The organism is Porphyromonas circumdentaria (assembly GCF_900167105.1).
Lineage (GTDB): Bacteria > Bacteroidota > Bacteroidia > Bacteroidales > Porphyromonadaceae > Porphyromonas > Porphyromonas circumdentaria.
In genome coordinates this window covers 1-16,428 of the sequence record NZ_FUXE01000013.1, presented here as the reverse complement: position 1 = coordinate 16,428, position 16,428 = coordinate 1, and the positions used below count along the sequence as shown (strand labels likewise).

Sequence of the window (16,428 nt, the reverse complement as noted above, 5' to 3'; positions counted from 1 at the left end):
GCAGAAGATAAATTGTAACTTTGGTGCGTATACCCACAAACATAACTTAAAAGAATGATGAAACGAATAGGCCTACTGTTCCTTTGCATAGTTTTCTTGCTTCCCATTCAACTGCCTCTTTGGGCACAACTTTCACAGGGAGGCGTACCTGCAACTTCCTTAACTCAATTGCGTAGTGCTTCTGAGGTACTGCCAGTTATCTCCCTCGCCCCCCCGACTAAGGAGAAGATAGAGCAGCTACTTTCAGAGCCAGCTCTGGGCTTTCGCAATACTTACATCATAGGAGAGCCTCTGGGAGTACATATTACGCCCGAGAATAGTGGCACCCAATCTATGGGAACGAATAATAACTTGATTTGGCAGCTTGTTTTAGAAAGCCCCTTCGCAGAGGCTCTTCAGATCTATTTCTCTCGTTTCCATTTGCCCGAGGGTGCACGTCTGTTTCTTATATCTCCATCTACGGGAGAGATTAAGGGTGCTTTCGGAGCTCATAATAATACAACCGAAGAGAGTTTAGCGGTATCTCCTGTTCGAGGAGACCGTGTTATCGTACATTACGAGGCCCCTGCCAATGATTATACTCTCCCCGAGTTGGAGATTGGAAGTGTATCTTATTGTTTTCGAACCATTGCAGAGGATCCTATGCACAATATATATGGCAGAGGAGAACCTTGGTTTATGGGAGGGTATTCTTGTGCTCCTAACGTTGTTTCTCATCCAGAGGTAGAGGAGATTAGTCGCAGTCAAGTGCTTATGATGGTTCGAGGAAAAAGTGTTTGCTCTGGAGCACTGATTAACAATACTGCAAAGGATGGGACGGCTTATGTGCTTACAGCCGCTCATTGTATGAATGGTTCATTCAAGTATCCCAATGACAAAGCCTATCGAGACGAGTCGGCACGACAAACTATTTTCTTTTTCAATTTCCGTAGTCCTGTAGGTGACCGCTTTATACGTGCTACTGAAGAGCAATCTCTCTCGGGAGCTACCATCGTTGCCTGGGATGAAGAGCACGATCTTTGTTTACTACGTATAACTGGTGTGCAAAATACAGACGGAGGGATTGAATGTGGTATTCCTGCCTCCTACCGCCCTTACTTCTCGGGGTGGAATATAGGCTCTCATCAGCCACCCTATGTAGGGTTACACCATCCGTCTGCTTCGGTAACTCGTTATAACCAAGCTTTGGGCGAGGTTGAGCTTAGCTCTTTTACAGCTGGTTCTACGCAGTGGACAGACTCTCACTGGAGAATCAAAAAATGGGATATCGGTACTACGGCTCCTGGTTCGTCTGGTTCTCCTCTGTACGACAGTCAAAACTTGATTATTGGAGCTCTTACGGGAGGGAATTCTTATTGTGCTACTCCAGTTAATGACTATTACTATGCTATTAGTCGTTGTTGGGCTAAAGAGGGAGTTGTAACGGAGCAGTTGAAGCCTTTTCTCGACCCGATCAATACTCAGTCGGAGACTTGCACTGGTTTCGACCCTTATGCCCCGAAATCACCTCGCCGTCTATCTAATAATCTCTACTCATTATCTCGGGATGCTATAGAGGAAACTAACGGAAAGTTGGGAGAACTTACTGCCGTGGCCTCTCAATATATGATAAGCGATAGTAGTAAACTATTGGGCGTTATGATTGTAGCCTCTCCTATGGTAGTTTTCAATAAGAACAAGCTTCTTATCATGGAGGGCGATGAAAACGGTCCTACTACAGTTGTGCATACACAGGAGATACAGCACCCCTTGTATCAGTCTTGGAATCCCGAGGTCGAACCACGAGAGCGCACCATTGGAGGGTTTATAGAGTTTTTTGTTCACCTGAATAGAGAACTTACTTTTTCTAAAAACAGCATCATTTATGTCGGCGTAGAGAGAACAGAGGGAGTAGAGGGTAGTTTGATACCTATTGTACGCATGAAGCATTCGGCACAGAATGCTCACACCGCTTGGGTGAAAACTTCTTCGACAGCCGATAATTGGATATCGCATAATAGTTCTGTACTTCCGTCCCATCTTAATTATAGAGGCAGTTACTGGATTGACCTATTAACGCATCCTTTGGAAGTATCGGAGGTAACACCTTCTATAGATGAAGAGCGTCCTACTATTGTGTTGGTTGAAGGACGTTTGAGGATTACTCTTCCCGACACTCCCAGCGAGCCAATTCCGCTGAGTCTTTACGATTTGAATGGGGTGCGTCTTTTCTCCACTTCCATAGATTATAAAGTAGGAGAGTGGGATCTCTCCCCACATCTCTCAAATCTTCATTGGGTGGTAATAAGCTACGTGTACAAAGGAGGACGTTACTCGGCTCTTGTTCCTCTTTTTGTCGATTAACTACGCATAAAGTCTATGAGATACGAATTAGAAGTGTGCGTTCCCTCGGCAGAGGGGGCAATGGTCGCTCAGAAAGGAGGGGCTTGTCGCGTGGAGCTGTGTGCAGCGTTGGCGATAGGAGGCATAACACCTTCGATGGCTTGTATAGAGCGTGCTTGCGAATTGACCGATTTGGATGTGTATGTCTTAGTTCGTCCCCGAGAAGGGCATTTTGTATATGCCAAGGTCGAGGTGGAAGAGATGTGCCGAGATATTAAAATGGCTCGTAAGTTGGGAGTAGATGGATTTGTCTTCGGGGCTCTCACGCTTCAAGGTGCCTATGACTACGAGGCTAATAGTCGTCTGTTGGAGGCAGCTGACGGATTGCCCTGTACCTTTCATCGTGCTTTTGACGTGGCACGGCAGCCTAATGAACTATTAGAAGTTCTTATTGAACAAGGCTTTCGTCGTGTCTTGACCTCGGGATGTGCTGCGAGTGTTGTCGAGGGATTACCCCTTTTACGGGAGTTAACAGTGCAGGCCGCAGGGCGTATCGGAGTACAGTGTGGGGGAGGGGTAACACCCGAAAATATAGAATCGCTTGCTCGCTTTACAGGAGCGCGTATGTTTCATGGCTCTTTTCGTTCTACCGTTCCCTCTCCTCTTCTTTTTGACCGTAAAGAGATTGATATGGGAGCTAATCCCGATGGTTCGCTCTATGTAACTTCTTTGGAGAAAGTTTCTAAGGCTTCTCACATTCTGTCCAACTTTTTCTCTTAAGGTAGAGTAGCACTGCTTTTGCCCAAAAGGGATATACTTTTTGTAAAACGATTATAGCTGAGAGAAGTTTGCACTCGTGTGAACTTCTCTTTTGGTTATATACCACTTTGTTTTTGAGAGGGTAAAATACTTTCATTTTCGTATAGAAGCAGGTTGTCCGTCAGATTTTAGGGAGCGTTCGGAGGTTTCTAATATATAAAAGACGTCTAAAAAAGGCATGTGCCCTCCGGGGTAAGGGCTGTTTCCCCAGTACTCCACCTCTGTGCATCTTTTGATGTTTCCCTTGAGCACCCAAATTGTCTCTAATGATTTTTATTTACTTCTCGTTGAAAAGTGTAATTGCTCTGGAGTAAAAATACTTTCTACCTGAACTATTCTATATATTCAGATTAAATATATGTATATTCAAATTGAATATATATATTTTCAAGTTGAATATATGTATATTTAGATTGCAAATAAAGATTTTCTCGTAACAAATTGGTTTTGTGTATAGGAACAAACAACTTTTTATACCCCTATTGATATTCTTAATTAGGAGGGAAAATAGGTCTCTGATAATTTGTGCAGTGTTTTCAGCCAGGCTGCAAGAGTAGGTGTTGGTAGCGTACAAGAGTAGGCATACCTCCTCGAAAATTGATGGGAGTGCAATGAGCATTCCGATCGTGCAATAGATTCTTTTTGCGATTTGACGTGTTGGTAAGTGTTCCAGTTACAGAATTTTGTAGTACCTTTGCTCGGCTGATTATTATCAAAAGTGATAAAAGTGCTTTCTCGGGTACTGCTCAGTCGAAAACTCTTGTGCTATGTTTCGGGGCGTCCAACCTGATATATAGTGGGTGACAATGTAGTTTAGATGTGTAAGAGAAGTGTCGAGAAGCGAGTGTGTATAATAAAGAAAGAATTAAAGAAGTGAATACTTTAAGTTACAAGACAGTATCGGCGAATAAGGCAACTGCAGCCAAAGAATGGGTTCTTGTAGATGCCGAGGGTCAGACTTTAGGTCGTTTGTGCTCAAAAATCGCAAAGCTTTTACGCGGTAAGTACAAACCAAGTTTTACCCCTCACGTAGATTGTGGTGACAATGTTATTGTTATCAATGCCGACAAGATTATGCTTACGGGCAAAAAGTGGGATGAGCGCGTTTATTTGAAATATAGCGGTTATCCTGGTGGTCAGCGTGAATTCTCTCCAAGAGATCTTCAAAAGAAGGGCAGTGATCGCCTCTTCCGTAAAGTTGTAAAGGGTATGTTGCCTAAAAACAAACTTGGTGACAAGTTGCTGGGTAACCTTTATGTATATGAAGGTACAGAGCATAAGCACGAAGCGCAACAACCACGTTTAATTGATATCAATACGCTTAAATAAGTTGCCCAACGATGGAACAAATTAATGCATTAGGCCGTCGCAAATGCGCTATAGCGCGCGTGTATCTGACAGAAGGTACCGGCAAGATAACAATCAATAAGAAAGATTTGACCAACTACTTCCCTTCAAGCATTTTGCAGTTCGTGGTTCGTCAACCTCTTGCTAAGTTAGAGGTGGTTGAGAAATACGATATCAAGATTAATCTTAGGGGTGGTGGTTTCAAGGGACAGAGTGAGGCTGCTCGTTTGGCTATTGCTCGTGCTCTTGTTAAGATCAATCCAGAGGACAAGGCTGCTTTACGTGCCGCTGGCTTCATGACTCGTGATGCTCGTGTGGTAGAACGTAAGAAACCAGGTCGTCCTAAAGCTCGTAAGAGATTCCAGTTTAGTAAACGTTAATCTCCTTTTTCGATATCCAGTATTATTTATACTGCTATTGTCGGATGCCAAAGGCGATTACTCGTGTTTAGTATCTAAACCCCTTGGATGGAAAGCTCGAATGTTTTCTCTACCAGGAGGTTGCAAAATCAATGGTTAAGTAATTAAGAACGTAAACAAAACAAACATTATGGCATCGATTTCATTCGAACAATTGCTCAAAGCAGGTGCGCACTTTGGACACCAACCTCGCAAGTGGAACCCTGCAATGGCTCCCTATATCTTCATGGAGCGTAATAACACCCATATTATCGACCTCCACAAGACAGTTGCCAAGGTAGAGGAGTCTGCTGAGATTATTAAAAATATGGCACGTAGCGGAAAGAAGGTCCTTTTCGTTGCTACCAAGAAACAGGTTAGAGAGCCTGTTGAAGAGCTTGCCAAATCTATAGGTATGCCCTACGTTATAGAGCGTTGGCCTGCTGGTATGCTTACTAACTTCCCTACAATCCGTAAGGCGGTTAAGAAGATGTCGCAGATTGACAAGATGAAAGAGGATGGTACTTACAACAATCTTTCAAAGCGCGAAAAGCTTCAGGTTGAGCGTCAACGTACCAAGCTTGAAAAGAACCTCGGTTCTATTCAGGACATGACTCGTCTCCCATCAGCTCTTTTCGTTGTAGACATTACTAAAGAACATATTGCAGTACGTGAGGCTACACGCCTTGGAATACCCGTGTTTGCTATCGTAGATACCAATGCAGATCCTAAGTTGGTAGACTATGTAATTCCTGCAAATGATGACTCTAAGGATGCTGTACAACTAATCGTTGGTGCTATGTGTAGTGCTATTAGTGAAGGTCTTGTAGAGTATAAGGCTCAGAATGCTAATGCCGAAGAAGAGGAAGCTAATCAAGATGGAGCAGCACGCTCTGGTCGTCGTGCTCGTACAGGTGCTCGCCGTGAGCGTGTACGTGATGTAGAGGCTTCTTCTACAGAGGTAGCTCGAGAGGCTCCCGAGGCAGAAGCAGTGGCTGCAGAAACAACTGAAGTCGTAGAATAATTACTCTAAAAAATATAAGAAATAAGTCATGGCTGTTTCAATCCAAGATATTGCAAAACTGCGCAAAATGAGTGGCGCAGGACTCACAGACTGTAAGCATGCTCTCGAAGAATCTAATGGAGACTTCGATAAGGCTATGGAGATTATACGTACAAAGGGTAAGGCCGTTGCCGCTAAGCGTTCAGATCGTGAAGCTGCGGAGGGTTGCGTACTCGCTGCACATACAGAAGGTTTTGCGGCTGTTGTATCTCTCCAATGCGAAACAGATTTCGTAGCTAAAAACGAAGGTCATATAAAGCTTACACAAGATATTCTTAACGTGGCTATGAAGGAACAACCCGCTACCAAGGAAGCTCTTTTGCAACTTCCTCTTGCAGATGGTCGTCCCGTTGCAGATCACATTACAGACCGTGTAGGTACCACAGGGGAAAAGATGGAGTTGGGTTCTTACGAGTTCGTTAAGTCTCCCTACACCATGTCTTATATTCACCCAGGAAACAAATTGGCCGTTGTAGCATCTTTCAACGAAGCTGTTGAGGAGCAAATGGCTCGTGATATTACCATGCAGGTAGCATCGATGAACCCAGTTGCCATCCGTGAAGAAGAAGTTCCTCAAAACATCGTAGACGAAGAACTTCGTGTAGCACGTGAGAAAGCTCACGAAGAGGGCAAACCTGAAAATCTTTGGGATCGTATTGCTCAAGGATCATTGCAAAAGTATTTCAAAGAAAATACTCTTCTTCGTCAAGCCTTCATTAAGGATAACAAGATGGATATAGAAACTTATCTCCGTACAGCGAGCAAAACGCTTACAGTAGATGCTTTTCGTCGTGTTACTCTTAATGCAGAGTAAGCGCACAGTAGAGTAGACTACTCGATACTAAAGGCCTCCTTTTCTCTTAGAGAAGAGGAGGTCTTTTTTATGAGATACTCTTTATTACGAAGCTCGCCCCGTAATATTCCCTCTCGCTGTTGAGACTCTTGCGAGAGCTTGCCCAAATGACTTTTTCTATACCTATTATTGGTTAGCTCTGCGTTTCTTTTTTCTGGGTTTGTAGACTGGGCATTGCAGTAGAGGCTGTTTTATACCTTTAAGTTTGTATCAATTCTCATAAAATACCAATAGGTCGGTATTGTCCGCTTGTCGTAGAAGTGTGAATTTTGCGACAGTAAAAAAACTATACGAATCAAAACAAAATAAGTAATACGCAGTCTTATGAAAAAGGTTATCTATTTGGCTTCTTCAGCTTTTATTATGTTGGCTGTAGCCGTTTCTTCTTGTAAAAAAGAACCTAAGAAAAATCCAGACCCCAATCCTAATCCCAATCAAGAGCAAATGATCGCAAAGACTATGACGGTTGATGCGACCAGTTATGCTAAGTGGGTTTACGTATCTTTGAAGAAAGGTGAAGTTGTTGAAGTGACTAATCCCAAAGAAGATTTGAGTTGGGATATTGCATTCCATCGCTTCGATGTTCGTTTGAATGGAGGAGAAAGCGGTAAGGGAATGGGTGCAGCCCTTAAGTCTAATGCATCTGGTAAAAAGACTCCATTGAAAGATGCTGGCGCACCTCCTGCAGAAGGTTGGCAAGTAGATGCTCTCGTAGATATAACAACTTCTTTCAATCCTGGTGGTGGTAACCATAGTTCTTCTGTAGAAAAACAGGGAGCTAATGAGGTTATTTCAGGTAAGAAAAAAGGAGGCTTGCCTTCAGGTGGTTGGATTGATGTTTCCATGCAGATGGGGCCATCTTATAAATTGAGCCATGATATCTACTTTGTTAAGTTGGCGGACGGATCTATGGCTCGGATTAAGTTGACCGATTTCTTCGATGCAAAGCTTAAGCCTGGTCATGTGAAATTCTCTTATGAATATCCTGTAAAGTGATATTTCTAAGGGACTTGTAGACTTTTTTGATTTAAAATTCTATCAAAACAGACTTTGTGGATATGAATCGAAATATAGCGAAGCAGGCTTTTGCGAGCCTGCTTCTTTTACTTACGCTGAGTACAGGTAATCTTTTTGCTCAAGACAAAAAATATATAGACAAGGATACTACGATCTGTAGAGAAAATGCTCTGGACAATGTTGTTGTAACGGGCAGTCGTACACCCCGCTTGTTAAAAAATGAGCCTATCCCTATACGAGTGGTAAAGGCTAAGGAGATAAAGATATTAGCTCCTCAGAATTTTATAGACTTGATGCAGTATGTACTGCCTGGTGTAGAGTTCAGTAAGCATGGGCCACAGGATAAGATTACGATGCAAGGCTTTAACGGTACAGCTTTGCTCTTTCTTGTAGATGGGGAGTTGATAACAACTGGGGCAGGTAATACCATTGACTTTGAGCGTATTAATCCAGATGATATAGAGCGTATCGAAGTGTTGCGAGGAGCATCTTCGGCATTGTATGGCTCTAATGCCATCGGGGGGGTAATCAATATTATTACGCGTAGTGCAAGGGAACCTTTTCGCTTAGTAAGCTCTGCCCGTATAGACTCTCGTTTGGGGCAAAAGTATGATTTGTCTTTAGGCTTAAAGAAAGGTATACTGTCTTCTCAAACAGGCATTCAATATCGCACAGATCGCTCTTATGATTTCTTAGATGTAGATGGTCAGGGAATCAACGTAGCAGGAAATAAGGCATGGACTTTGAGTGAGAAGTTGACCCTTAAGCCTAATAAAAACCTACAACTCTCTCTTACGGGGCGTGCCAATCTTCGTTCCCAACAGTGGGCAGAAAAGATTGACTTTGGATATGATTCTTACGATGTTATCGGAGGGGTGCAGTGGAAATTGTCAGATAAAGCGAGTACAGACTTCTCTTACCACTACAATAACTATATAAGAGACACCATCTTTACGCAAACTCCCGACAGGGAACGTAGTCATATATTTACCGAACAGATGCACCATTTGCGTGCTCAATTTAACTATGAGTGGACGCCCGAGCGTTACATAAATACAGGGGTAGAGTATATCCATGATGCTGTGGCTTCTAATCGTTTTCTCTCTCCGACTCAGGGTAAGGAGCAATACGTGCGTAACTGCATACTTTACGGCCAAGGTGTTTATCAGCTTATTCCAACTGTAACGTTGAACTATGGAGGGCGTTTAGATTTGCACTCTGGTTTTGGGGCACACTATACCTCAAGAGCATCGGTGATGTATAAGCCAGAGGATTATTTGTCGCTTCGGTTGTCTTATTCAGAAGGTTATCGTGCACCTACTTTGCAAGAGCAGTTTTTCTTCTTTAACCATCAACCCTTCTATATATTGGGTAACCCGAACCTTAAACCAGAGAAGAGTCGTATGTTCTCTTTCTCTGCAGAGGGTAAATGGAGCCACGTTAGCCTAATGGCGAATGTGTTTTATAATACCGTTTACAGTCGTATCGCTCTCAAGAATACCGTAGATTCGAAGACAAAGCAGAGTAATTACGTATATTCCAACATCTCTGGTAACAGTAGAATATTTGGAGCCGAAGTACAGTCACACATTTCTCTTCCTAAAGGTTTTGGATTACGACTGTCTGGTACTTATACAAACGACAAACGTCATGTTAGAAATGCCTCGGGAAAGAGTGTAGCTATCTACGATACTCGTCCTTTCTCTGCTTTGGGTGCTCTAACCTATGATAAGTACTACTCTCCTAACTATGGCGTTTCTGCCAACCTCTCTGTTCGTTATTTATCCTCTTTTACAGCGGCCCAGTTTGATGAAAAAGGAGATGTGGAGGCAATTTTCTATCCTGGATATTTCTATGGACGACTTTCATTTGAACAGAGATTCCTTAAACACTATAGCCTGAATTTGGGGATAGATAATCTTTTAGATTTCAAACCCAATCGTATTTATGTAAATACTCCCGTTTCGCCAGGGCGTGTCTATAGTGCTACTTTTAGAGTCCACTTTTAATGTTAGATAAAATGAATAAGAAAATAATGCGATATGGGCTTCCCCTATTAGGAGTAATCTTGATAGGGGCTCTCGTGGCTATTTTTTGGCCGCGCCCTACTAAAGTTGCCCTTGTAAATTTTCCACAGTTTATGCTTTCAAGGGCTGTAAGTTCGTCAGATGTAAAGAATGTATCTGTGCAGAGTGAAGAGGACTTTTTCAAGTTAAAGAATTATGACTTTGTCTTGGCTTTCGGCATGGGAGCTCGTTGGAGCGAAGAAGAGCGCGAAGAGCTTCTTCGTTTGCAAGAAAAAGGTAAAGTAAAAGTTCATGTCATTTCTGCTACTAATCCAGACAATAACATTTCTTCTCTCGACGATGCTCAAATAGAAGCTATTAGTGCTTACTTTGGCAACGGTGGGGCAAGAAACTACAGGTCGGGCTTTAATTATATCCGTCAGGAGATTTTGGGTAAGAAGTTAAAGGAGGGTACTGTAGAGCCTCCTATTGTTTATGCCGATAATATCTATTTCGGTAAGACGGATGATGATATTTTTAGCTCTTTCGAGGAGTATCAAGAGTACTATAACAAGAACGGTTACCGTCCAGGAGCTCCTAACGTGGCTATGCTTATCAGTTTTGCCTCTCCTATTAACTCCAACAGAGAGCATATTGATGAAATGGTCGCTTCTTTGGAGCAATCGGGCTTGAATGTTTATCCATTCTCTGCTGGCACTAATCGTTTGGAGCACTTGAAGAAGATAGACCCTTCTGTGCTTTTATACCTTCCCCACGGAAAGCTTATGACGGGGCAGGACAATGCCATGAAAGAGTGGTTTAAGGAGCGTAATATACCTATTGTTACTCCCATGACTATAGCAACGCTTCGTAAGGTGTGGGAAGAAGACAAGCAGGGTATGCAGGGCGGATTTCTCTCGCAAAGTGTGTCTGTACCAGAGATAGATGGAGCTATAATACCTTTCGCTCTTATCGCTTTGGAAGAGGATGAAAAGACAGGTTTGCAGCTCTTCCACACAATTCCTGGTCGTATGGAAGTTTTCACAAGTCTTATCAATCGCTATATAAATCTTCAACAAAAGCCCAACAAGGATAAGAAGGTGGCTATATACTACTTCAAAGGGCCTGGACAGAACAGTCTCGTTGCTCAAGGAATAGAGACCTTGCCATCTTTGTACAATGTTATAAAGAGATTGCGCCAAGAAGGTTATACGGTAACTGGTTTGCCAGAAAGCGAAAAAGAGTTTGAACGGATTATTATGCAACGAGGCTCTCTCTTTAATAGTTATGCAGAGGGTGCATTGGCAGAGTTTATAGAGAAGGGATATCCTCAGTTTGTCTCTACCGACTCTTTGAATAGTTGGATGAAAGCAGTACTTACACCAGCGCAGATAGAATCTTTGTCTAAACTTTATGGGGCAGCACCTGGACAGTACTATGCTATGACCAAGGAGGGAGTAGAGGGAATTGCCGTAACTGCTGTTCCTTTTGGCAACATAGTTTTATTGCCACAGCCTGGTCAGGGCGTGGGAGTTAATGACTTCAAAGCAGTTCACGGTTCGAACCCTGTTCCTCCTTATCCCTATGTAGCCTCTTATTTGTGGACGCAGAAAGGCTTCAAGGCAGATGTAATGATGCACTTCGGTACTCATGGTAGTTTAGAGTTTATCAATGGTAAGCAAATAGCTCTTTCCAGTGAAGACTGGACAGATAGATTAGTAAATGATCTTCCTCACATCTATTACTATACGATTGCAAATATCGGTGAGGGTATGATTGCCAAGCGTCGTAGCTACGCTCAAACAGTATCCTATTTGGCACCTCCTTTTATTGAGACCCGTATGCGTGGTATTGTGGGAGATTTGTTAACGATGACAGATACTTATCTGGGTAACGAATCAGATGATGAGGCTCTCTCGCTCAAAATAAAAGAGAGAGCTATAAAGATGGGGTATCATAGAGATCTTCGTTTAGACTCCGTTAAGCATAAGCCTTGGACACGTCGTGAAATAGAGCAATTAAGCAACTTTGCCGAGGAGTTAGCTGTGAGTAAAATTCCTGGAGGAATGTACGTCACAGGTGTTCCTTTCGTGCCAGAGAAAATATTCTCGTCTGTAGTGCATATTGCTACCGATCCGATTGCTTACTCTCTCGCAGCTTTGGATAGAGAGCGAGGACGCTATACACAAAAAGAGCAGGACAACGAGCGACTTTTCTCTCAGCTTTATCGCACCCCTGCCGATCGTTTCGTGCGTCAAGCTATCAACACGAGTAGTGTCAATGTAGATGCTGCGCTTCAATCTTTGGGTGTAACGAAAGAAGAGGTAGAGCGAGCTAATAATTTGCTTGAGCAACTCGATCGTCAAGCGCAGATGAATAATATGATGCGTAATATGATGAGCGGAGGCGGCACTAGTATGCCTACATCTATGGCAAATATGATGCCTCGAGCAACTTCTTCTAAAAAAACGAAAAAGGGAGGAGGTCATCCCTCTTGGATTCCCAAGACGTCTAAGTCTGCTAAAAAGCCTGATTATGCCCAAAATGCCGATAAAAAGGAGAGCGTTGATAGTAAGACAGAGGCTACTAAGCAGACTGCTTCGACGGATTCTGCTGCCCGAAAGGAACATCCTCAAATGGGAGAACATCCTAAGGGCATGGGAATGGAGCCAATGAGCGATAAGGATAGAGATTTTGCACTCGCTATCGCTACATTGAAACGTACGATTCTCTCCGTTAAGCTGTATCAGAAGTATCTGACTACCAGCCCTGGTTTGGAATTGGATGGTATTGTAAATGCCCTGAATGGGGGCTACACGGCTCCTTCTCCAGGGGGAGACTATATTGCCAATCCAGAGGCTTTACCCACGGGGCGCAACCTCTATTCTATCAATGCAGAGGAGACTCCCACAAAAGCAGCTTGGGATAAGGGGCGTAAGTTGGCAGATGATATGCTTGCCGACTATGCAGCTCGCCACAATGGAGAGTTGCCTCAAAAGGTGAGCTTTACTCTTTGGAGCAGTAGTTTCATAGAGAGTGAGGGAGCCACCATTGCAGAAATCATTTATTTGTTAGGGTGTGAACCTATAAGGGACCCAATGGGTAGAGTGCGCGACATTAGGCTTATCCCCAGAGAAGAGCTGGGGCGTAAGCGCGTTGATGTGGTAGTACAAACCTCGGGACAGCTTAGAGATTTAGCGGCATCTCGTTTATATCTCATCCAAAAAGCAGTTGATTTGGCTTCTAAAGCAACGGACGAGAAGGACAACGAAGTGGCCAATGGAGCTGTAGATGCAGAGCGTGTATTACTCGAAAAGGGACTTTCTCCTAATCAAGCAAGAACTTTGGCTACACAACGTGTCTTCGGTGGAGTCAATGGAAATTATGGTACTGGCATACAGGCTATGGTAGAGAGTGGTGATAAGTGGGAGAAAGAATCTGAAGTTGCCAACGTGTATCTCAATAACATGGGAGCTATCTACGGTATGGAAGGCAACTGGGGAGACTTCCAAGAAGGTCTCTTTGAAGCGGCTCTTCAGAATGTAGATGCGGTTGTTCAGCCCAGACAGAGCAATAGTTGGGGGGCTTTAAGTCTTGACCACGTGTATGAGTTTATGGGAGGTTTGACGCTTGCCGTACGCCACGTTACGGGTAAGGATCCCGAAGGTTACTTTAACGACTTGCGCAATCACCACCGTACGAGAGTACAGGAGATTAAACAGGCGGTAGGGGTAGAGGCTCGAACAACCATTCTGAACCCTACATACATCAAAGAGGTTACCAAAGAAGGTCAGGGAGCGGCTAATGCTTTGGCCGAAACAATCCGCAATACCTATGGATGGAATGTGATGAAGCCAGCTCTTATTGATAAAGAGTTGTGGGATGATATATACAATACCTATATCAAGGACGAACAGAATCTTGGTATTCGTAAGTTCTTCGAAGAACAGAATCCCGCTGCGTTGCAAGAGATGACAGCGGTAATGCTCGAAACGGCTCGTAAGGGACTTTGGGCTGCTTCGCAAGAACAGCTTGACGAGTTGGCTAAGATGCATGCAGAAGTAGTGGATAAGTATGGGGCTGGATGTAGTGGTTTCGTCTGTGACAATGCTTCGCTGAGAGAGTTTATTAAAAACAGACTTCCTCAAGATCAGCAACAGCAGTACGCTTCTTCCATTAAAAAGGTAAGAGAGGTTACTCAAGATGGTAAGTCTAAGGGGCAGGTGCTCAAGAAAGAGGAACAGAATACTCAAACTTCAGAGCAACATAAGCCAGCTAAGCTTTTCTTACCGATTTCTCTCGGGGTACTTATCTTACTACTCCTTGTTTTTGTAATTTATCGTCGTCAGAGAGGTAAACGACAATGAGCGAACTGCTTATAGTAATAGCCCTCCTCGGGTCCGTTAAATGGATTATGGAGGAGGGCTTGCACACCTCCTTTTTAGTAAGGGGTGGGCATGCCGTACTATATCTTCTTTTCATATTGTGGACGCACTATGTCTCTATGGACAGTAGTCTTACTACGCTTCAAGAGTTACTCTATACGCCCACTATGCTTAGGGATATCTCCCTTTTTATAATGGTAGACTTACTTTATGTAGTCTATCTCTGTACGAGGAATAGAACTCCTTCGTCTAAATGGTATAAACGGCTGAGTACTATGCTCCCCTCGCTTCTCTTTTTTCCTGTGCTTTTTTACATTAGACTGAAGCTGTTTTATCTACTACCTGGTTACTCTTTCTTTGGAGTAACAATTGTTCTGATGGTTCTGGTGGTATTGATAACGCTCTTTGCACCTGTGATAGGTCGCTTTATTATGCTATCTATCGACACCAGTAAGGAACTTAGTATTTTGCTCTCTTTAGCGTTGTTTTTTATTGCTGTTGCAGCAGGAGCAATGCATCCCGACTCGCAAGTGCGAGGAACAGGGAGCGAGGTAGACTGGCTACAAGTAGGACTTCTTGTATTAGCTGTACTTCTCTTTGCTTTTGTCGGATATATAGGTCGACGACTTTACCCTATAATAAAAAAGAGACTTAAATCATAACTATTTAACTGTAATGAATTACATTTCAAACGCCATGTTCTGGGTATCGAATGGTTTGCTGGTACCCGTTGTTATAGGACTATTATTTCTTTTTGTTCGTTCCCTCCTCATGTTGGGTACGTTGTTTAGTAAGTGGCAAAGTTATCGCAACCGTAATAATGCTCTCGGTAAGTTTATCAGAACGAAAGAAAGGCTTGACTTAGAAGCCATCAAGGAGGTTGTTTCGAAACAAAAGAGCGGCATCTTTGAGTCAACTCTTTTGTCTCTTTTGGAGAGTAATACTACTCGCCGAGAACTTCTCATCGGAGAGTATGAATTGAGAATGGAAGGCTCTCTTGGTAGTGCCAAGATATTGAGTAAGTTTGGCCCTATATTGGGACTTATGGGTACGCTTATCCCCATGGGACCTGCTTTGGTGGGGCTTTCGGCAGGAGATATAGAGAGTATGGCGTACAATATGCAGGTTGCTTTTGCCACTACCGTCATAGGTATGTTTACCTCTGCAGTGGGGTACATTGCCCTTCACGTATTGCGTAACTACCACCACAGAGATCTTATTTGGTTGGATTATATTAACGAATCTATTGATCAGCAATGAGTCGCAGGCGTTTTAGTGAAGAAGAGCCAGACCCATCTTCTCTCGTATCGAATTTATTCGATATAGCCATGGTTTTTGCGTTGGCTCTCATGGTTGCCTTGGTGACAAAGTTTAATATGACCGAGGTCTTCAGCAAAGAAGATTATACCATCGTGAAAAATCCGGGTAAGGACAATATGGAGTTACTTATAAAGAAAGGGGATAAAATAGAGAAGTTTACCCCAAGTAATGAGACGGATAGTAGCTCGGGTAGTAAAGGTAAACGTGTAGGTACTGCCTATCAGTTAGAGAATGGGGAGATTGTTTATATCCCCGAAGAAGCTGAGTAAGCATTGATAGAGATATTCGAGGAATACTTGTGTAATCGCTGCTGATTAAGCGAGCCTTGTGGGAGAGGCTTGTGCAACAGTATTGATAAAATAACTTTTTAGCTTTTTGAGAGTGGGGCTGATTCCATTTCTGGGGTCAGTCCTTTTTTATGGAGTATACTACTGGGTGGTGTCCCTCTGAAAAGGGGGTAGCTTCTTTGGTTTTTATTTCTGGGGAGAGTTGGAGGAAAAGATAAAAACGGAAATTAAAAAACAGGCGGACTTTTCTCCGAGGGGGCTAGTCTTTTAATACTTTCATTACACGAACTTTTTGCAATCAATACGAAAAATGATACTGTCCTACAAAAGTGTGTAAGCCCCGTAGCTCTTAACTTTGTGGTAAAAAGTAAAAACAAACTAAGAACAATGGAGCTTACAGCATCACAAAAGTCGGCATTTATTTCGGAAATGCTATCATCAGAGTCAGGAATTAACGAGATTATTCGAGTGTTATTGAACACCTTCTCCAAACAAGAACGTGCTCTTTTTGTAGAGGAGCATAAAGGGGAACAGTGCAATGGTTTCCGTCCCCGTCGATGGCGAGGCTATGGATGTAGCTTTGAGCTTCGGATTCCACGTACTCGTTCAGG

12 protein-coding genes and 1 pseudogene are annotated in these 16,428 nt (G+C 43.2%); all 13 read left to right on the top strand.

Features of this window, described 5'->3' with window-relative positions; genetic code table 11:
* Nucleotides 1–57 precede the first annotated feature (57 nt).
* Nucleotides 58–2,343 (top strand): S1 family peptidase, encoded by a 2,286-nt coding sequence (locus B5D06_RS06370; protein WP_184227931.1) that lies wholly within the window; start codon nt 58–60, stop codon nt 2,341–2,343.
* Nucleotides 2,344–2,358: 15 nt separating this feature from the next.
* The gene (locus B5D06_RS06365) at nt 2,359–3,102 is read left to right on the top strand and encodes a copper homeostasis protein CutC (protein ID WP_078737175.1); all 744 of its coding nucleotides are present in this window, start codon (nt 2,359–2,361) and stop codon (nt 3,100–3,102) included.
* 912 nt (nt 3,103–4,014) lie between these two features.
* Nucleotides 4,015–4,470, top strand: coding sequence for a 50S ribosomal protein L13 (gene rplM / locus B5D06_RS06360; protein WP_078737217.1), 456 nt, complete (start codon nt 4,015–4,017; stop codon nt 4,468–4,470).
* 11 nt (nt 4,471–4,481) lie between these two features.
* Nucleotides 4,482–4,868, top strand: a complete 387-nt coding sequence (gene rpsI, locus B5D06_RS06355) for a 30S ribosomal protein S9 (protein WP_078737174.1) — start codon at nt 4,482–4,484, stop codon at nt 4,866–4,868.
* Nucleotides 4,869–5,037: 169 nt separating this feature from the next.
* The gene (gene rpsB, locus B5D06_RS06350; RefSeq protein ID WP_078737173.1) at nt 5,038–5,910 is read left to right on the top strand and encodes a 30S ribosomal protein S2; all 873 of its coding nucleotides are present in this window, start codon (nt 5,038–5,040) and stop codon (nt 5,908–5,910) included.
* Nucleotides 5,911–5,938: 28 nt separating this feature from the next.
* The gene (tsf, locus tag B5D06_RS06345; protein ID WP_078737172.1) at nt 5,939–6,763 is read left to right on the top strand and encodes a translation elongation factor Ts; all 825 of its coding nucleotides are present in this window, start codon (nt 5,939–5,941) and stop codon (nt 6,761–6,763) included.
* 363 nt (nt 6,764–7,126) lie between these two features.
* Entirely contained in the window at nt 7,127–7,798 is a 672-nt protein-coding gene (locus tag B5D06_RS06340) for an HmuY family protein (RefSeq protein WP_078737171.1), read from the top strand.
* Nucleotides 7,799–7,860: 62 nt separating this feature from the next.
* A complete protein-coding gene (locus tag B5D06_RS06335; protein ID WP_078737170.1) occupies nt 7,861–9,828 on the top strand; it encodes a TonB-dependent receptor plug domain-containing protein in 1,968 nt (655 codons plus the stop codon).
* A gap of 11 nt (nt 9,829–9,839) precedes the next feature.
* Entirely contained in the window at nt 9,840–14,192 is a 4,353-nt protein-coding gene (locus B5D06_RS06330) for a cobaltochelatase subunit CobN (protein WP_078737216.1), read from the top strand.
* Nucleotides 14,189–14,872 (top strand): hypothetical protein, encoded by a 684-nt coding sequence (locus B5D06_RS06325; protein WP_078737169.1) that lies wholly within the window; start codon nt 14,189–14,191, stop codon nt 14,870–14,872. Before B5D06_RS06330 ends, B5D06_RS06325 begins: the two co-directional genes overlap by 4 nt.
* Before the next feature lie 13 nt (nt 14,873–14,885).
* Nucleotides 14,886–15,470, top strand: a complete 585-nt coding sequence (locus B5D06_RS06320; RefSeq protein ID WP_078737168.1) for a MotA/TolQ/ExbB proton channel family protein — start codon at nt 14,886–14,888, stop codon at nt 15,468–15,470.
* The gene (locus B5D06_RS06315; protein WP_078737167.1) at nt 15,467–15,799 is read left to right on the top strand and encodes a DUF2149 domain-containing protein; all 333 of its coding nucleotides are present in this window, start codon (nt 15,467–15,469) and stop codon (nt 15,797–15,799) included. Before B5D06_RS06320 ends, B5D06_RS06315 begins: the two co-directional genes overlap by 4 nt.
* Nucleotides 15,800–16,204: 405 nt before the next feature.
* A pseudogene (locus B5D06_RS06310) lies at nt 16,205–16,428 on the top strand (IS256 family transposase); the annotation flags it as partial.

What these genes read in the sequence shown, in the direction of transcription:
- B5D06_RS06370 (WP_184227931.1), top strand. Translation starts at nt 58, where the DNA reads ATGAAACGAATAGGCCTACTGTTCCTTTGCATAGTTTTCTTGCTTCCC.
- B5D06_RS06365 (WP_078737175.1), top strand. Translation starts at nt 2,359, where the DNA reads ATGAGATACGAATTAGAAGTGTGCGTTCCCTCGGCAGAGGGGGCAATG.
- rpsI (WP_078737174.1), top strand. Translation starts at nt 4,482, where the DNA reads ATGGAACAAATTAATGCATTAGGCCGTCGCAAATGCGCTATAGCGCGC.
- rpsB (WP_078737173.1), top strand. Translation starts at nt 5,038, where the DNA reads ATGGCATCGATTTCATTCGAACAATTGCTCAAAGCAGGTGCGCACTTT.
- tsf (WP_078737172.1), top strand. Translation starts at nt 5,939, where the DNA reads ATGGCTGTTTCAATCCAAGATATTGCAAAACTGCGCAAAATGAGTGGC.
- B5D06_RS06340 (WP_078737171.1), top strand. Translation starts at nt 7,127, where the DNA reads ATGAAAAAGGTTATCTATTTGGCTTCTTCAGCTTTTATTATGTTGGCT.
- B5D06_RS06335 (WP_078737170.1), top strand. Translation starts at nt 7,861, where the DNA reads ATGAATCGAAATATAGCGAAGCAGGCTTTTGCGAGCCTGCTTCTTTTA.
- B5D06_RS06330 (WP_078737216.1), top strand. Translation starts at nt 9,840, where the DNA reads ATGAATAAGAAAATAATGCGATATGGGCTTCCCCTATTAGGAGTAATC.
- B5D06_RS06325 (WP_078737169.1), top strand. Translation starts at nt 14,189, where the DNA reads ATGAGCGAACTGCTTATAGTAATAGCCCTCCTCGGGTCCGTTAAATGG.
- B5D06_RS06320 (WP_078737168.1), top strand. Translation starts at nt 14,886, where the DNA reads ATGAATTACATTTCAAACGCCATGTTCTGGGTATCGAATGGTTTGCTG.
- B5D06_RS06315 (WP_078737167.1), top strand. Translation starts at nt 15,467, where the DNA reads ATGAGTCGCAGGCGTTTTAGTGAAGAAGAGCCAGACCCATCTTCTCTC.